The organism is Rahnella sp. Larv3_ips, from assembly GCF_003697865.1.
In the GTDB taxonomy this organism is placed as follows: domain Bacteria; phylum Pseudomonadota; class Gammaproteobacteria; order Enterobacterales; family Enterobacteriaceae; genus Rahnella; species Rahnella rivi.
Map to the genome: position 1 here is coordinate 360,904 of NZ_MJIB01000005.1, position 16,869 is coordinate 377,772.

Genomic DNA, 16,869 nt, shown 5'->3' on the forward strand with positions numbered 1-16,869 from the left:
AATCAGTGCTTCTGCAATACCTGGTGCAACCATTTGCAAGGTGGCTTGTTTCACAGAACCTAAACCGATAAAGGCGTGCATGATCCCCCAGACCGTACCAAACAGGCCGATATACGGGCTGATTGAACCGACGGTACCGAGGAAAGGAATGTGCATTTCAAGGGATTCGAGTTCACGGTTAAAGGAAATACGCATCGCGCGCGAAGAGCCTTCAATCACAGACTCAGGCGCATGGCTGTTCGCACGATGAAGACGCGCAAACTCTTTAAAACCGGAATGGAAGATTTGCTCTGCCCCGCTCAGGGTTTCGCGACGGCCCTGGCTTTCCTGATACAAACGGGAAAGCTCAATACCGGACCAGAATTTATCTTCAAACGCTTCTGCCTCACGGGTGGCGGCATTCAGTACCTTCGTACGTTGAATGATGATCGCCCAAGACGCGACAGAGAAGCACACCAGGATAAGCATAATCAGCTTAACCAGGATGCTGGCCTTTAAAAATAAATCAAGCATGTTCATGTCAGTCACTGCTTAAACTCCGCGACAATAGACTTAGGAAGCGCACGTGGCTTCATTTGGTGTGGATCAATGCACGCAATTAACACTTCTGCAGAACTCAGAAGGTTTCCATGCGAATCAAGAATTCGTTGTGCAAAAGTAAGAGAAGCTCCGCGAATGGACGTAATCTCACTCTGAACATCCAGCATGTCATCTAAACGAGCTGGTGCAAAGTATTCGACCGTCATGCGGCGGACAGCAAAAGCGACGTGTTCTCCCAGCAACTGCTGCTGGTGAAAATTGCGTTGGCGCAACATCTCTGTGCGAGCCCTTTCATAAAAGGCGACGTATCGGGCATGGTAGACCACACCTCCCGCGTCTGTGTCCTCATAGTAGACACGAACCGGCCATCGGAACAACGAATTACTCACTCTACATCCCGTAATGCAATTTGACGGCACTACTATACTCAAGAGGACTGGGGTTGGGAATGGGTTGCATTGCTGGAATGAAAATAATTATGGGCCAGAACGGCCCATAGGAGTTTTACTGTAAATCTGTGTATTTAATCGACAATAAAAGTCAGCTAAAGAAGTAAAACAGACCGGCAGCCAACGCAATCATGGCCAGCAGAGGGCAAAAGAACGCTTTCCACAACGACTTGTGCGGGCGAAACCCCACACCGTGGATAACGCCGCTGCACACGGCCCAAATCAGAATGATCCCATGCCAGACTTCCAGCTGGCTGGTCGACGAGGCAAACATGCCCGGCTTCCAGAAAACGCAGCCGGCAAGCAGCAGTGACATCACCAGTGAAAGGGCCCGCAAGGGGCCCTTGTCGGTGACGGCGTAGAGCTTATCCGCGATCACACTCATTACTTCTCTTCTTTCGCAGCTTTATTGGCTTCGCTGTGCTCAAACGCCAGCGCGGTAATGATACCAAACGAGCAAGCCAGTAAGGTGCCGAGGATCCAGGCAAAATACCACATGGTGTTCTCCTTAATACAACGAATGCTTGTTGTTCTCGATGTAGTGTTTATCGAGGCGACCGAACATCTTGTAATACGCCCATGAGGTGTAAATCAGGATGAGAGGCACAAAGATACAGGCTACAACGGTCATCACTCTCAGCGTCAGCAGTGTGGATGTCGCATCCCACATGGTCAGACTGGCGTTTGGCTCAGTGATGGATGGCATCACGAACGGGAACATCGTGATACCCGCCGTCAGGATCACACAGGCGATGGTCAGTGAGTTACTGATAAACGCCAGTGCACCTTTATTGATGCGTGAGAACAGGATAGTCAGCAGTGGCAGAATCACGCCAAGAGCCGGAATAGCCCACAGGCCTGGCATCTTATTGTAGTTAGCCAGCCATGCACCTGCTTCATGAGAAACCGTTTTGCGCAGCGGGTTAGACGGGCCCGCGTGATCCATTACGGAAGTCACGGTGAAACCATCAATACCTTTTACTAACCAGATCCCTGCCAGCAGGAAGCACACCATCATCACCAGCGCAGAAATCTGCGATGCAGTGCGGGTACGCAGGTGCAGCTCACCCACGGTACGCATTTGCAGATAGGTTGCGCCCTGGGTGATCAGCATGGTCAGGCTGACCAGACCGGCCAGAATACCGTACGGGTTCAGCAGGCCAAACAGATTGCCGGTATAGAACAGACGCAGATCGTTGTCGATATGGAACGGCACACCCAACAGCAGGTTACCGAATGCCACACCGAACACTAATGCAGGCACGAAGCTACCGATGAAGATGCCCCAGTCCCACATGCCACGCCAGCGCGCGCTGTCCAGTTTTGAACGATAGTCAAAGCCCAGCGGACGGAAGAACAATGCACATAGCACCAGCACCATCGCGGCATAGAAGCCGGAGAATGCGGCAGCATAGACCATCGGCCAGGCAGCAAACAACGCGCCGCCTGCGGTGATCAACCAAACCTGGTTGCCGTCCCAGTGCGGGGCGATGGCGTTAATCATGACCCGGCGGTCAGTATCGGTTTTACCGATAATCCGCACCAGGATGCCCACGCCCATATCAAACCCATCGGTGACTGCGAAGCCGATAAACAGCACGCCAATCAGCACCCACCAGATGAACCTTAGCGATTCATAATCAAACATAATTCGACTCCCTTTTACCGAGTTTGCTCAAGTGGCGCTGGAGTTTGTTCAAAATGATAGCGGCCCGTTTTCAGGCTGCTTGGGCCCAGGCGTGCATATTTGAACATCAGGAACATTTCAGCGATCAGGAACAGGGTGTACAGGCCACAAATCAGAATCATTGAGGTCAGTACATCACCTACCGTCAGCGAAGAGTGTGCAACCGCAGTCGGTAACACTTCACCAATCGCCCAAGGCTGACGACCGTATTCCGCCACAAACCAACCCGCTTCCACAGCAATCCACGGTAATGGCAGGCCGAGGAACACCGCGCGGTGCAACCAACGTTTCTGACCAATCTTGCCGCGAACAACGGCCAGGAAGGACAGACCAATCAGCACCAGCATCAGGATGCCGCAGGCAACCATGATACGGAAGGCGAAGTACAACGGCAGGACGCGTGGAATAGAATCTTTGGTCGCTTTCTGAATCTGGACGTCTGTCGCATCAGCCACATTGTCGGTATAGCGTTTAAGCAACATACCGTAGCCCAGATCCTGCTTAGCGTTTTCGAAGTCGCTGCGCACTTTCGGGTCGGTGTTACCTGAACGCAGTTCTTCCAGCAGGGTGTAGGCTTTCATCCCGTTGCGGATGCGCACTTCGTGTTGCGCCATCAGGTCTTTCAGACCGGTGACCGGCGTGTCCACAGAACGCGTTGCGATAAGGCCAAGCAGGTAGGGGATCTGAATAGAATATTCATTTTCCATTTTATCCTGATTCGGCATACCGAACAGCGTGAAGCTGGCAGGTGCAGGCTGGGTATCCCACTCGGCTTCGATAGCGGCGAGTTTGGTTTTCTGCACGTCACCCATTTCATAACCGGATTCATCACCCAGCACGATAACGGAGAGCACGGCAGCCAGACCGAAACTGGCTGCGATGGCGAATGAACGCTTCGCGAAACCGATGTCACGGCCTTTTAACAGGTAGTAAGAGCTGATAGCCAGAATGAACATCGCACCCGTCACATACCCTGACGCTACGGTGTGAACGAATTTAACCTGCGCAACCGGGTTCAGCACCAGCTCGGAGAAGCTGACCATTTCCATACGCATGGTTTCGTAGTTGAAGGTCGATGCAATCGGGTTTTGCATCCAGCCGTTCGCCACCAGGATCCACAGAGCGGATAAGTTCGAACCGAGCGCGACAAACCAGGTCACGGTCATGTGCTGAACTTTTGAAAGTCGATCCCAACCGAAGAAGAATAGGCCAACTAATGTAGATTCAAGGAAGAACGCCATTAAACCTTCAATCGCCAGAGGCGCACCAAAGATATCACCGACGTAATGTGAGAAATATGACCAGTTAGTCCCGAACTGGAATTCCATGGTTAACCCGGTGGCAACGCCCAATGCAAAGTTAATTGCAAAGAGTTTGCCCCAGAATTTGGTCATATCTTTATAGATTTGTTTGCCCGAAAGCACATAAACCGTTTCCATAATTGCCAGTAAAAACGCCATACCCAGCGTTAATGGGACAAATAGGAAATGGTACATGGCTGTTAAAGCAAACTGTAAACGCGACAGTTCAACGATATCAAACATCTTGACCCCTTGCTCCTCGGAGGAAGACCCCAACTTGCGATCTCTGACGAAACGGTTGCCCGTTGCGCCTCATGACTACCAGAATTCAAATCAAATGTGTGCAGAACAGACATACCGGAAATCAGGCGGATACGCCCTCTCGCAGGCATTCTGAACCCCGGAAAAAAACTCGCCTTTAAGCCTCGAACCGGGCCTGGCGGACGGGAGAAATTTCGGGGAAAGTAAACATACAAAAAACTGATGTTACAGAGCCAATATGTTACGCCACTAATTCCACACAATAAATAGGTTTTTTAGTGACCCAAAGCGGATTTACGCGTACAGGTCAATTAGCGTGCAGATCTGCTTCATGCGCTGAAATTGATCTGACGCAATTTAAGCCTATCTCATTGTTTATTTCTATATTAGTGGCAGCAAATTTCGAAAAAATATTTCAGGATGTTACTTGTGAGTTTCAATAGTCTTTATTGATGACTTTATTGTTAATTAATTGTGTTTTTATGGTTGGCGATAATATCCAAATTGCTACTTTAGCAATCCTATTTATTAACCTTTTATTCTCAATGAACCTATCGTGCGTTGTTAATAAAAATGACTGAAATCAGTTATTGTTAAACATTATAGCAGCAATAAAAAAGGTCACCCGAAGGTGACCAACATGTCGAAACGTTGTTTTGCCTCATCCGCCAGGATTTTAACCCGCGGAGAGCATTTTTCTTACTGTGGCAGCAGTGATTTCACCGCTTCGCCGATATCAGCCAGGCTGCGAACGGTTTTCACGCCAGCGGCTTCAAGCGCGGCGAATTTGTCGTCTGCAGTGCCTTTACCACCGGCAATGATGGCGCCAGCATGGCCCATACGTTTGCCTTTTGGCGCAGTCACACCCGCGATATAACCCACAACCGGTTTAGTCACGTGCGCCTTGATGTATGCAGCCGCTTCTTCTTCCGCGTTACCACCAATTTCACCGATCATCACGATCACTTCAGTCTGTGGATCTTCCTGGAACAATTTCAGGATATCGATGAAGTTAGAACCAGGGATCGGGTCACCGCCGATACCGACACACGTTGACTGGCCGTAGCCGTAGTCCGTGGTCTGCTTAACCGCTTCATAGGTCAACGTACCAGAGCGGGAAACGATGCCCACTTTGCCCGGCAGATGAATGTGTCCCGGCATGATGCCGATTTTGCATTCGCCTGGAGTGATAACGCCCGGACAGTTTGGCCCGATCATCACCGCGTCGCTTTGATCCAGCTTCATCTTCACGACCAGCATATCCAGCGTCGGGATGCCTTCAGTGATACAGATGATCAGTTTGATGCCTGCATCCAGTGCTTCCAGGATGGAGTCTTTGCAGAACGGAGCCGGAACATAAATCACAGACGCCGTCGCGCCAGTGGTTTCTACGGCTTCGCGCACGGTGTTGAACACCGGCAGACCCAGATGCTCAGTGCCGCCTTTGCCCGGCGTTACGCCGCCGACCATTTTTGTTCCGTAAGCGATGGCTTGTTCGGAGTGGAAAGTCCCCTGGCTACCGGTGAAACCCTGGCAGATAACTTTGGTGTTCTTGTTGATTAAAATGGACATTATTTCCCCTCCACTGCCGCGACAACTTGTTGAGCCGCATTTGTCAGGCTGGTCGCTGCAATGATGTTCAAACCGCTGTCTGCCAGTTTTTTGGCACCCAGCTCGGCATTGTTACCTTCAAGACGTACCACAACCGGCACGCTGACGCCCACTTCTTCCACCGCACCGATGATACCGTCGGCGATCAGGTCGCAACGAACGATACCGCCGAAGATGTTGACGAAGACAGCTTTCACTTTTTCATCTGACAAGATGATTTTGAAGGCTTCGGTCACGCGCTCTTTGGTCGCGCCGCCGCCAACATCCAGGAAGTTAGCCGGTTCGCCGCCGTGCAGTTTCACGATATCCATGGTACCCATTGCCAGGCCGGCACCGTTGACCATGCAACCGATGTTACCGTCGAGCGCAACGTAGTTCAGTTCCCACTGCGCAGCCTGCGCTTCGCGGGCATCTTCCTGACTGTGGTCGCGCATTTCGCGCAGTTCTGGCTGACGGAACAAGGCGTTGCCGTCTGCACCCAGTTTGCCGTCGAGGCAGATCAGGTCACCCGCGGTAGTGACCACCAGCGGGTTGATTTCGATCAGCGCCAGATCGCGCTCAAGGAAGATGTTCGCCAGACCCATGAAGATTTTGGTGAACTGCTGAACCTGCTTACCGGTCAGACCCAGTTTGAATGCCAGTTCGCGGCCCTGATACGGCTGCGGACCTGCCAGCGGATCCAGTGCCACTTTGTGGATCAGGTGCGGGGTTTCTTCCGCCACCTTCTCAATTTCCACGCCGCCTTCTGTCGACGCCATGAACACCACGCGACGGGAGCTGCGATCGACTACCGCACCGAGGTACAGTTCTTTATCGATGTCAGTGGCTGCTTCAACCAGGATCTGGTTAACCGGCTGGCCCTGTGCGTCTGTCTGGTAAGTGACCAAGCGTTTGCCCAGCCAGTGTTCTGCGAAAGCACGAATTTCTTCTTTGCTTTTCACGACTTTCACGCCGCCCGCTTTACCGCGACCACCGGCATGAACCTGACATTTTACCACCCACGGACCGGCACCGATTTTCGATGCAGCCTCTTCCGCTTCACGCGGGGTGGAACAGGCGAAGCCTGATGGTGCTGGCAGGCCGTAGCGCAGGAAAAGCTGTTTCGCCTGATACTCATGTAAATTCATGATGTTCTATCCATTCTTATTCAGTAGGAGGGCTTTATCAGTGACACGGTGAACCGTGCCACTGAGGGTCGAGATCTCTTTTACTTACCGCAACCGGGGACTAAACGTCCAGCAGCAGACGGGCCGGATCTTCCAGCATCTCTTTAATGGTCACCAGGAAGCCGACGGATTCGCGGCCATCCACCAGACGGTGATCGTAGGACAGTGCCAGATACATCATTGGCAAAATCACCACCTGACCATTGACTGCCATCGGACGATCTTTAATGGCGTGCATACCCAGGATCGCGCTCTGCGGTGGGTTGATGATCGGGGTAGACATCAGGGAGCCGAAGACGCCGCCGTTAGTTACGGTAAAGTTACCGCCGGTCAGCTCTTCCACTTTCAATTTGCCGTCACGACCTTTGATCGCCAGCTCTTTGATTTTCTTCTCGATGTCAGCCATGCCCAGCGTATCCACATCACGCAGAACCGGCGTAACCAGACCACGCGGCGTCGATACCGCAATGCTCACGTCGAAGTAGTTGTGGTAAACCACGTCTTCGCCATCAATAGAAGCATTCACTTCCGGATAGCGTTTCAGTGCTTCAACCACGGCTTTCAGATAGAAGGACATGAAGCCCAGACGCACGCCGTGACGTTTTTCGAAACCATCACCGTACTGCTTACGCAGATCCATGATCGGTTTCATGTTGATTTCGTTGAAGGTTGTCAGCATCGCAGTGCTGTTTTTCGCTTCAAGCAGACGCTCGGCCACGCGTTTACGCAGGCGGGTCATCGGTACGCGTTTTTCGCTGCGTGAACCCAAAGCCGGTGCCGGAGCATCGTTGCCAGCAGCAGGCGCGGAGGCCGGTGCGGCGGCAGGTTTTGCCTCTTTAGCTTTTGCCAGATGTTGCTCAACGTCTTCACGGGTCAGACGTCCGCCAACACCGCTGCCTTTGATGGCATTGGCATCAAGAGAATGTTCGGCAATCAGGCGGCGGATAGCCGGGCTGAGGGCGTCGTTGCTCTCTTCTTCCAGCGCAGCTGTGTGGCGTGCAGCAGGAGTCGCTTCTTTATCGGAGCTTTTCTCGGTGCTTGGTTTGCCAGAGCTGTTACCCGGACGAATGCGCGCCAGAATCTGACGGGAAATGACCGTTGCGCCTTCATCTTCGATGATGCTGTCCAGAATACCCGCTTCGCTCGCCGGGACTTCCAGAACTACTTTATCGGTTTCGATTTCTACCAGTACATCGTCACGCTCAACACTGTCGCCCGGTTTTTTGTGCCAGGTGGCAACCGTCGCATCCGCAACGGATTCAGGAAGGTCAGGGACCAGAATATCTACGCTACTCATTATCAATCCTTCTTATGTTCCATTTAGTTAACTGACGCCAACGCGGTTATTTAACGTTCAGCGCATCGTTAACCAGATCTTGCTGCTGCTTCTGGTGAACGGACATGTAGCCGACTGCCGGAGAGGCAGAGGCCGGGCGTCCTGCGTAACGTAAAGAAGCCCCGAAAGGAATCACTTCACGGAAATTGTGCTGGCTGCAATACCACGCGCCCTGGTTCAGCGGCTCTTCCTGACACCAGACGAAATCATGAACGTGTGAGAATTTCTCAAGCACTTCCTGAATTGCCTTGTGCGGGAACGGATACAGCTGCTCGATACGGACGATCGCGACGTCGGTTTTTTCGTTCTTACGACGTTGTTCCAGCAGGTCATAGTAGACCTTACCTGAACACATCACGACGCGCTTAACCTCTTTCGGATCCAGTTCGTCCACTTCACCAATCGCCGGCAGGAAGCTGCCGTTAGCCAGTTCGTCCAGCGTGGAAACCGCCAGCGGATGACGTAACAGAGACTTCGGTGACATCACGATCAGCGGACGGCGCATACCGCGCAGAGCCTGACGGCGGATCATGTGGTAAACCTGTGCCGGGGTCGACGGGATACACACCTGCATGTTTTGCTCAGCGCAAAGTTGCAGATAACGTTCCAGACGCGCGGAGGAGTGCTCCGGGCCCTGCCCTTCGTAGCCGTGCGGCAGCAGCATCACCAGGCCACACATGCGGCCCCATTTCTGTTCGCCGGAGCTGATGAACTGGTCGATCACCACCTGCGCACCGTTGGCGAAGTCACCGAACTGCGCTTCCCAGATGGTCAGGGTGCGCGGTTCAGCCGTGGCATAACCGTATTCAAACGCCAGCACCGCTTCTTCGGAAAGCACGGAGTCCCAGACGTTGAATTCGCCCTGGCTGTTATGAATGTTCGACAACGGCACATATACCGAACCGTTTTTCTGGTTATGGATCACCGCATGGCGGTGGAAGAAGGTGCCGCGGCCGGTGTCTTCACCGGACAGACGGATAGGAATGCCTTCGTCAACCAGTGTGGCGTACGCCAGGTTCTCGGCACCGCCCCAGTCAAACTTCTTATTCCCTTCGGCCATCTCGTTACGGTCGCCGTAAATTTTGGCAACGCGTGACTGCATTTCGATCGCATCCGGCACATGGCTGACGCGACGCGCCAGTTCCTGCAGACGTTTAAACTCAACCTTGTTCGGATAAGCTTCGTCCCACTCATGGTTCAGATACGGCGACCAGGTGAAAGTGTGCATATCGTTCTGACGCCACTCTTCCACCACACACTCACCGGCATCCAGCGCATCACGGTACAGATTGACCATTTCCGTGGCGTCTTCCAGGCTGGCAACATTCTGCTCAGTCAGGATATCGGCATAGATTTTGCGCGGGGTCGGGTGCTTCTTGATCTTGTTGTACATCAGCGGCTGGGTTGCGCTCGGTTCGTCGGCCTCGTTATGGCCGTGGCGACGGTAGCAAACCAGATCGATCATGACGTCACGTTTAAAGGTGTTACGGAAATCCAGCGCCAGACGGGTGACGAAAGCCACGGCTTCCGGATCATCCGCATTGACGTGGAAAATCGGCGCCTGCACCATTTTCGCGATATCAGTACAGTAATCAGTAGAACGCGCATCTTTTGGATTCGAGGTGGTAAAGCCCACCTGGTTATTAATGACGATACGCACGGTACCGCCCACTTCATAACCACGAGCCAGTGACATGTTCAGCGTTTCCTGAACCACACCCTGGCCGGTAATTGCCGCATCACCGTGAATGGTGATAGGCAGAACCATGTTACTGCGCGCTTCGTCCAGACGGTCACGTCGTGCACGAACGGAACCGATAACTACCGGGCTGACGATTTCCAGGTGCGACGGGTTAAACGCCAGCGCCAGGTGAACCATTCCGCCTTCGGTTTCCACATCAGACGAATAGCCCATGTGGTATTTCACATCACCGGTACCCAGGTGTTCTTTATGTTTGCCCGAGAACTCGTCAAACAGGTCCTGAGGTTTTTTCCCCAGCACGTTAATCAGCACGTTCAGACGACCACGGTGCGCCATACCCAGCACCACTTCACGCGTCCCATTTTTGCCCGCGTGACGGATCATGTCTTTCAGCATCGGCACCAGAGCATCGCCGCCTTCCAGCGAGAAGCGTTTGGCACCGGGGAATTTCGCGCCCAGATAACGTTCCAGACCTTCTGCTGCGGTCAGCTCTTTCAGGAACGTTTTCTTCTCTTCATCAGTGAAATTCGCACGACCGGCCACGGATTCGACACGCTGTTGGATCCAGCGTTTCTCTTCGGTGTTGGTGATGTGCATATATTCCACACCGATGGAGCCGCAATAGGTTTGCTTCAGGGCTTTATACAGCTCGCCGAGCTGCATGGTTTCCTTGCCAATGGCAAAAGAACCGACGTTGAAGGTTTCCTGGAAATCAGCTTCAGTCAGATGGTGGAACGCAGGGTCCAGATCAGGCACATCGTCCAGTTTCCACAGGCCGAGCGGATCAAGGTTTGCGTTCTGATGGCCACGGAAGCGGAAGGCATTGATTAACTGCAACACCTTAACTTGCTTGGCATCCGTTTCAGGATCGCTGATGGAGGAGTTATAACGTGACGCGTCTTTCGCCAGACGGCGGAAGTAGTCCCGTGTTTGAGAATGGAGTTGCTCTGGTTTCACACCCACTGTTGGTAGCTGTTTAAAAATTGAACGCCAGCTATCGTCAACGGAACCAGGATCGGTTAAGTAGTCTTCATAGAGTTGTTCTATGTAAGACTGGTTTGCACCCGCCAGATAGGAGGAATCCAGCCAGGCCTTCATTGCGCCGTTCTGCATCGTGATCCCTTAAGCTTTGAAGCTTTAGTTTTCGCCGTGGTTAATAATAATGACCGTGATACACCGCGGTAAAACGGTTTTCCTTACTAAAACAGTTCGTTGGTTGAGCGTTTGGCTCTTCAAGGAACCTTCAAAAATCCGCCATGCGCGTGACTGACTTTTGAAGTTGCCCTGCTGTCTTTCCTCCTTCTTGGTGCAAATACGCCTGAGATTGATGCCCCTGATTTTTACCCGACTATCTTACTCCAGTCAGGCGCAACTTTGTTGCACTTGTTGCTACTTTGTTATTAAAAATTTACTTATTTGCTATCAGCGCCTCAGTTACTGCATTTGTAACTAAAGAAAGCGGGAACCTGAGTTCCCGCTGTCGCGTGGCTTATATCATCAGGCACCGCGTTGTAGCAGCATCGACTTGATATGACCGATAGCTTTGGTCGGATTCAGCCCCTTCGGACACACACTCACACAGTTCATGATGCTGTGGCAGCGGAATACGCTGAAAGCATCGTTCAGATCGTCAAGACGCGGTTGTGTTTCAGTGTCGCGGCTGTCGATGAGGAAACGGTAAGCGGCCAGAAGACCTGCCGGACCGACAAACTTGTCCGGGTTCCACCAGAAGGACGGGCATGACGTCGAGCAGCAGGCGCAGAGAATACATTCGTACAATCCGTCCAGCTTTTCGCGCTCTTCCGGCATCTGCAAATGTTCACGCGCCGGAGGATTTTTCCCATCATTCAACAAGTAAGGCTTAATCTTCTCATACTGCTTATAGAATTGCCCCATGTCCACCACCAGGTCACGGACAACCGGTAAGCCGGGCAACGGACGGATAACAATTTTTTTGCTGCCATGACGTAAGGTCGATACCGGCGTGATACAGGCCAGACCGTTTTTGCCGTTCATGTTCAGACCGTCAGATCCGCACACGCCTTCACGGCACGAACGGCGGAAGGCCAGCGTCGGATCCTGCTCTTTCAGCAAAATCAGCGCGTCCAGCAACATCATGTCGCGCCCTTCCTGAGCTTCCAGCACATAGTCTTTCATGTACGGCACGTCATCGACGTCCGGGTTATAGCGATAAATCGAAAATTCGAGTTTCATATAATGTCCCAGCTCACGCCCTAGTAAGTACGCGCTTTCGGCGGGAACGCCGCGCGAAGCTTAGGCTGCATGTTCACCTCACGGCGTGTCATGCTCTCGGTTTCCGGCTGATACAGCGTGTGACATAACCAGTTCGCATCATCACGATCCGGGAAGTCAAAGCGGCTGTGTGCGCCACGGCTTTCGGTGCGGTAGTTGGCGGAGACAGCCGTTGAAAACGCGGTTTCCATCAGGTTATCCAGCTCCAGACATTCAACGCGCTGCGTGTTGAATTCTGTTGAAGTATCGTCCAGACGGGCCGTTTTCAGGCGCTCACGGATCACTTTCAGCTGTTCCAGACCTTCTGCCATCGCATCGCCTTCGCGGAAGACCGAGAAGTTATTCTGCATACAGGCTTGCAGATCTTTGCGGATCGCCACCGGATCTTCACCTGAACGGGTGTTGTTCCAGCGGTTCAGACGTTCCAGAGAGACATCGATATCGTCCTGAGACGCATCGCGGCTGTCGCCCTGTTCGGCAATCGATTCCTGCAAGTGCATGCCGGCGGCGCGACCAAACACCACCAGATCCAGCAGTGAGTTGCCACCCAGACGGTTTGCGCCGTGTACGGAAACACAGGCAATTTCGCCAACCGCAAACAAACCTGGGATCACCACGTCTTCGCCCTTCTCGTTCACACGCAGCGCCTGACCGGTCACTTTGGTCGGAATACCGCCCATCATGTAGTGGCAGGTTGGCAGAACAGGAATCGGCTCTTTGATCGGATCAACGTGAGCAAAGGTGCGGGACAGTTCCAGAATACCCGGCAGGCGGGATTCCAGCACTTCACGACCCAGATGATCGAGTTTCAGTTTGACATGCGGGCCCCACGGACCTTCGCAGCCACGACCTTCGCGGATTTCGATCATGATGGAACGCGCCACCACGTCACGACCGGCCAGGTCTTTCGCATTCGGCGCATAACGTTCCATGAAACGTTCGCCGTCTTTATTGAGCAGATAACCGCCTTCACCACGGCAGCCTTCTGTGACCAGAACGCCCGCGCCGGCGATGCCGGTCGGGTGGAACTGCCACATTTCCATATCCTGCACCGGCACGCCTGCGCGCAGCGCCATACCCACACCGTCACCGGTATTGATATGGGCGTTCGTGGTGGACTGGTAAATACGGCCCGCGCCGCCGGTCGCCAGCACGGTCGCTTTGGCTTTGAAATACACCACTTCACCGGTTTCGATGCAGATGGCGGTACAGCCGACGATCGCGCCGTCCTGATTTTTCACCAGATCCAGTGAATACCATTCGGAGAAAATCGTGGTGCCGTTTTTCAGGTTTTGCTGATACAGCGTGTGCAGCAACGCGTGACCGGTACGGTCGGCCGCTGCCGCAGTACGTGCCGCTTGTTCGCCGCCGAAGTTTTTCGACTGGCCGCCAAACGGACGCTGATAAATACGACCGTCTTCAAGACGGGAGAAAGGCAGCCCCATGTGCTCAAGTTCCAGAATCGCTTCTGGCCCGGTTTTACACATATATTCAATGGCGTCCTGATCACCGATGTAGTCGGAACCTTTTACGGTGTCGTACATATGCCATTCCCAGTCGTCCTCATGGGTGTTACCCAGCGCAACGGTAATACCGCCCTGCGCTGACACCGTATGCGAGCGGGTCGGGAAGACTTTGGAAATCAGGGCACAGGACTGGCCCGTTTGTGAAATCTGTAATGCTGCACGCATACCGGCGCCACCTGCACCGATCACCACAGCATCAAACTCTCTGACTGGCAGATTCATTTACTACGCTCCCCAAACAACAATTGTTCCGTAAAGTAGGTAAACCACTAACGTCACGACAATGGCCAGTTGCAGCACAAGCCGAACAGCTACCGGTTTGACATAGTCCGTTAACACCTGCCACATGCCGATCCACGCGTGAATCAAAATCGACAACAGCGCCAGCAGTGTGAATACTTTGGTGATGGAGGAAGAGAAGAAGCCATGCCAGACATCAAAAGTCAGTTCCTGAGCCAGAACCACGAAGCCCAGAATATAAAGGATGTAAAGGGTGAGGATGATCGCGGAAGCACGCAGCAACAACCAGTCGTGCACACCATTGCGTCCTAATGCAGAAACGTTGCTTACCATACGAGGACTCCAGCCAGAATTGACAGCACGACGGTCAGACCGATTGCCACCTGGGCAGAACGGGTACCGGCAGCCAAACTCTCTTCGATATAGCCAAAATCCATCAGCAAGTGGCGGATGCCACCGCAGACGTGATAGGCCAGCGCAGTAAGTATTCCCCAAAAGATGAATTTGACGACGTAGCTATTCATGATGGCAGCCGCTTGCGCAAACCCTTCAGGAGAAGAGAGAGACAGGCCTAACAGCCAGAGGAGGATACCGACGGCGACGAAGGTTATTACGCCAGAGACTCGGTGTAAGATGGACGCTATCGCAGTAACGGGAAACCGGATCGTTTGCAGATCCAGATTGACAGGTCTTTGTTTTTTCACGGTTTTGCCCACACAGCTCTTATTATTTTACTTCCTCCGGTCTGGAGCAGTGTCAGACAGCATTAAGACTGTTTAGCCTTCATCCCTCGCGCTCAAACAACGACATCCAATGTGCTTAAACGGCGCGTGATGCATTTTCAAAGTTTTGCGTTTGGGAAACGTAAAATGCTCAGAAAACAACGCTGGGTGCTCCTACTTCAGGGTTTGCCCGGAGACCTCGTTGAAGTATAGGTTGATCACATTCCCATTACAATTGCCCTACAAATGCTTTATTCACATTTCTGCGAAACAGTGAGTTAGCTCCCAAATTCAACAAATCGCACAAAATAAATTATCGAGTTTGACATTTGATCAACATTTCCATTACATATGTCCCATCCCTGAAGGACTGTGATACTGAGCACATACCGGCGTTACCCTGACGCACCAAAAAGGGGAAAGTATTAAGAGAATCAGTGGATCACACAATCGTAAGACGGGGTCTTCCCTGTCGGGCCAAGTTATGCAAAAGTGGTGATTGTGTAAATCCTCATACTCTTCACAGGTACTGAGCGACAGAACAGTAATGATTTACCGAATCTTTAACAACGATGAAACGCCGCTTGTTTGTCACAGAGCAGTCTGAGACTGCGATTCGACTCAGCTCTACGTTCCCTTCCCATACGATCGCAGAGTTAAGGCTGATAATAATAATGACCTTACAAGGCGTCGCTTCCAGGCATTTCTGTTGTTATCGATTTTTAAAAATAAGGCGCTAAGGAGACTGTAAATGGCTGATAAGAAAGCGACACTTACCCTACAAGGTCACGACCCGATTGAACTGGATGTGCTGTCCGGCACGCTGGGCCAGGATGAAATTGATATCCGCACCCTCGGTTCAAAAGGCCTTTTTACCTATGATCCCGGTTTTACGTCTACCGCATCCTGCGAATCCAAAATCACCTACATTGATGGTGACGAAGGGATTTTGCTGCACCGTGGCTTCCCGATTGATCAGTTGGCGAAAGAGTCCAACTTCCTTGAAGTCAGCTACCTGCTGCTGAACGGTGAAACCCCAACGCCGAAGCAATTCGAAGAATTCAAAACCAATGTGACCCGTCACACTATGGTGCACGAGCAGATCACCCGTCTGTTCCACGGTTTCCGTCGTGATTCTCACCCGATGGCCGTTCTGTGCGGTGTGACCGGCGCGCTGGCTGCGTTCTATCACGATTCCATTGACGTCGAAAACGAACGTCACCGCGAAATCGCCGCCTACCGTCTGCTGTCAAAAATGCCGACCGTGGCCGCAATGTGCTACAAATATTCCATCGGCCAGCCTTTCGTATACCCGCGCAACGACCTCTCTTACGCCGGGAATTTCCTGCACATGATGTTCTCTACGCCATGTGAAGAATACAAAGTGAACCCGATTCTGGAACGTGCCATGGACCGCATTCTGATCCTGCACGCTGACCACGAACAGAACGCCTCAACCTCTACCGTGCGTACCGCCGGTTCTTCTGGCGCTAACCCGTTTGCCTGTATCGCCGCCGGTATCGCGTCGCTGTGGGGGCCTGCTCATGGCGGTGCCAATGAAGCCGCACTGAAAATGCTGGAAGAAATCAGCAGCGTTGATCACATTCCAGAATTTGTGAAACGTGCAAAAGACAAAAATGATTCATTCCGCCTGATGGGCTTCGGTCACCGTGTTTACAAAAACTACGACCCGCGCGCCACCGTGATGCGTGAAACCTGTCATGAAGTGCTCAAAGAGCTGGATCTGAAAGACAACCTGCTGGAAGTGGCGATGGAGCTGGAACACATCGCGCTGAATGACCCGTATTTCATCGAGAAAAAACTCTACCCGAACGTCGATTTCTATTCAGGCATTATCCTGAAAGCGATGGGTATCCCGTCTTCCATGTTCACCGTCATTTTCGCCATGGCGCGTACGGTGGGCTGGATTGCACACTGGAGCGAAATGCACCAGGACGGCATCAAAATTGCCCGTCCACGCCAGCTGTATACCGGCTACGACAAACGTGATTTCCACTCCCAGCTGAAAAAATAAGCTCGTCTCTTTTCAGCAGTAAAAAAAACGCCAACTTTTA

15 protein-coding genes are annotated in these 16,869 nt (G+C 52.5%); 1 reads left to right on the forward strand and 14 read right to left on the reverse strand.

Annotated elements, in window-relative coordinates; genetic code table 11:
• The 14 genes from tolQ to sdhC form a co-directional block, all read right to left on the reverse strand.
• Window positions 1-528 (reverse strand): protein TolQ (gene tolQ / locus ED901_RS10470; RefSeq protein WP_122095861.1); only part of this gene is annotated, 528 nt, incomplete at its 3' end.
• Window positions 525-929: a tol-pal system-associated acyl-CoA thioesterase gene (gene ybgC / locus ED901_RS10475; RefSeq protein ID WP_056771664.1), complete on the reverse strand. Its 405-nt coding sequence runs from the start codon at window positions 927-929 to the stop codon at window positions 525-527. The genes ybgC and tolQ, both read right to left, overlap by 4 nt.
• Before the next feature lie 151 nt (window positions 930-1,080).
• On the reverse strand, window positions 1,081-1,374 hold the full coding sequence (gene ybgE / locus ED901_RS10480; protein ID WP_056771661.1) for a cyd operon protein YbgE: 294 nt from the start codon (window positions 1,372-1,374) through the stop codon (window positions 1,081-1,083).
• The gene (cydX, locus tag ED901_RS10485) at window positions 1,374-1,487 is read right to left on the reverse strand and encodes a cytochrome bd-I oxidase subunit CydX (protein ID WP_013576433.1); all 114 of its coding nucleotides are present in this window, start codon (window positions 1,485-1,487) and stop codon (window positions 1,374-1,376) included. Before cydX ends, ybgE begins: the two co-directional genes overlap by 1 nt.
• 10 nt (window positions 1,488-1,497) lie before the next feature.
• Window positions 1,498-2,637: a cytochrome d ubiquinol oxidase subunit II gene (gene cydB / locus ED901_RS10490; protein ID WP_056771659.1), complete on the reverse strand. Its 1,140-nt coding sequence runs from the start codon at window positions 2,635-2,637 to the stop codon at window positions 1,498-1,500.
• A 14-nt stretch (window positions 2,638-2,651) separates the two neighbouring features.
• Window positions 2,652-4,220, reverse strand: a complete 1,569-nt coding sequence (gene cydA, locus ED901_RS10495; protein ID WP_122095862.1) for a cytochrome ubiquinol oxidase subunit I — start codon at window positions 4,218-4,220, stop codon at window positions 2,652-2,654.
• 717 nt (window positions 4,221-4,937) lie between these two features.
• The gene (sucD, locus tag ED901_RS10500) at window positions 4,938-5,810 is read right to left on the reverse strand and encodes a succinate--CoA ligase subunit alpha (protein WP_056771654.1); all 873 of its coding nucleotides are present in this window, start codon (window positions 5,808-5,810) and stop codon (window positions 4,938-4,940) included.
• A complete protein-coding gene (gene sucC, locus ED901_RS10505; RefSeq protein ID WP_056771651.1) occupies window positions 5,810-6,976 on the reverse strand; it encodes an ADP-forming succinate--CoA ligase subunit beta in 1,167 nt (388 codons plus the stop codon). The genes sucD and sucC overlap by 1 nt, the downstream gene beginning before the upstream one ends.
• A gap of 100 nt (window positions 6,977-7,076) precedes the next feature.
• Window positions 7,077-8,312, reverse strand: a complete 1,236-nt coding sequence (odhB, locus tag ED901_RS10510) for a 2-oxoglutarate dehydrogenase complex dihydrolipoyllysine-residue succinyltransferase (protein ID WP_056771647.1) — start codon at window positions 8,310-8,312, stop codon at window positions 7,077-7,079.
• Between the two features lie 46 nt (window positions 8,313-8,358).
• Window positions 8,359-11,166: a 2-oxoglutarate dehydrogenase E1 component gene (gene sucA, locus ED901_RS10515; RefSeq protein WP_056771644.1), complete on the reverse strand. Its 2,808-nt coding sequence runs from the start codon at window positions 11,164-11,166 to the stop codon at window positions 8,359-8,361.
• Window positions 11,167-11,550: 384 nt separating this feature from the next.
• The gene (locus ED901_RS10520; protein ID WP_112168978.1) at window positions 11,551-12,267 is read right to left on the reverse strand and encodes a succinate dehydrogenase iron-sulfur subunit; all 717 of its coding nucleotides are present in this window, start codon (window positions 12,265-12,267) and stop codon (window positions 11,551-11,553) included.
• Between the two features lie 20 nt (window positions 12,268-12,287).
• The gene (gene sdhA, locus ED901_RS10525; protein WP_056771638.1) at window positions 12,288-14,054 is read right to left on the reverse strand and encodes a succinate dehydrogenase flavoprotein subunit; all 1,767 of its coding nucleotides are present in this window, start codon (window positions 14,052-14,054) and stop codon (window positions 12,288-12,290) included.
• Window positions 14,055-14,057: 3 nt separating this feature from the next.
• The gene (gene sdhD, locus ED901_RS10530; RefSeq protein WP_095921202.1) at window positions 14,058-14,405 is read right to left on the reverse strand and encodes a succinate dehydrogenase membrane anchor subunit; all 348 of its coding nucleotides are present in this window, start codon (window positions 14,403-14,405) and stop codon (window positions 14,058-14,060) included.
• Window positions 14,399-14,788, reverse strand: a complete 390-nt coding sequence (gene sdhC, locus ED901_RS10535) for a succinate dehydrogenase cytochrome b556 subunit (RefSeq protein ID WP_056771631.1) — start codon at window positions 14,786-14,788, stop codon at window positions 14,399-14,401. The genes sdhD and sdhC overlap by 7 nt, the downstream gene beginning before the upstream one ends.
• A gap of 757 nt (window positions 14,789-15,545) precedes the next feature.
• Between sdhC and ED901_RS10540 the strand changes: the two genes are divergently transcribed.
• The gene (locus ED901_RS10540; RefSeq protein ID WP_056771627.1) at window positions 15,546-16,829 is read left to right on the forward strand and encodes a citrate synthase; all 1,284 of its coding nucleotides are present in this window, start codon (window positions 15,546-15,548) and stop codon (window positions 16,827-16,829) included.
• The last annotated feature ends 40 nt before the right edge of the window (window positions 16,830-16,869 follow it).

What these genes read in the sequence shown, in the direction of transcription:
- ybgE (WP_056771661.1), bottom strand. Translation starts at nt 1,374, where the DNA reads ATGAGTGTGATCGCGGATAAGCTCTACGCCGTCACCGACAAGGGCCCC.
- cydX (WP_013576433.1), bottom strand. Translation starts at nt 1,487, where the DNA reads ATGTGGTATTTTGCCTGGATCCTCGGCACCTTACTGGCTTGCTCGTTT.
- cydB (WP_056771659.1), bottom strand. Translation starts at nt 2,637, where the DNA reads ATGTTTGATTATGAATCGCTAAGGTTCATCTGGTGGGTGCTGATTGGC.
- cydA (WP_122095862.1), bottom strand. Translation starts at nt 4,220, where the DNA reads ATGTTTGATATCGTTGAACTGTCGCGTTTACAGTTTGCTTTAACAGCC.
- sucD (WP_056771654.1), bottom strand. Translation starts at nt 5,810, where the DNA reads ATGTCCATTTTAATCAACAAGAACACCAAAGTTATCTGCCAGGGTTTC.
- sucC (WP_056771651.1), bottom strand. Translation starts at nt 6,976, where the DNA reads ATGAATTTACATGAGTATCAGGCGAAACAGCTTTTCCTGCGCTACGGC.
- odhB (WP_056771647.1), bottom strand. Translation starts at nt 8,312, where the DNA reads ATGAGTAGCGTAGATATTCTGGTCCCTGACCTTCCTGAATCCGTTGCG.
- sucA (WP_056771644.1), bottom strand. Translation starts at nt 11,166, where the DNA reads ATGCAGAACGGCGCAATGAAGGCCTGGCTGGATTCCTCCTATCTGGCG.
- ED901_RS10520 (WP_112168978.1), bottom strand. Translation starts at nt 12,267, where the DNA reads ATGAAACTCGAATTTTCGATTTATCGCTATAACCCGGACGTCGATGAC.
- sdhA (WP_056771638.1), bottom strand. Translation starts at nt 14,054, where the DNA reads ATGAATCTGCCAGTCAGAGAGTTTGATGCTGTGGTGATCGGTGCAGGT.
- sdhD (WP_095921202.1), bottom strand. Translation starts at nt 14,405, where the DNA reads ATGGTAAGCAACGTTTCTGCATTAGGACGCAATGGTGTGCACGACTGG.
- ED901_RS10540 (WP_056771627.1), top strand. Translation starts at nt 15,546, where the DNA reads ATGGCTGATAAGAAAGCGACACTTACCCTACAAGGTCACGACCCGATT.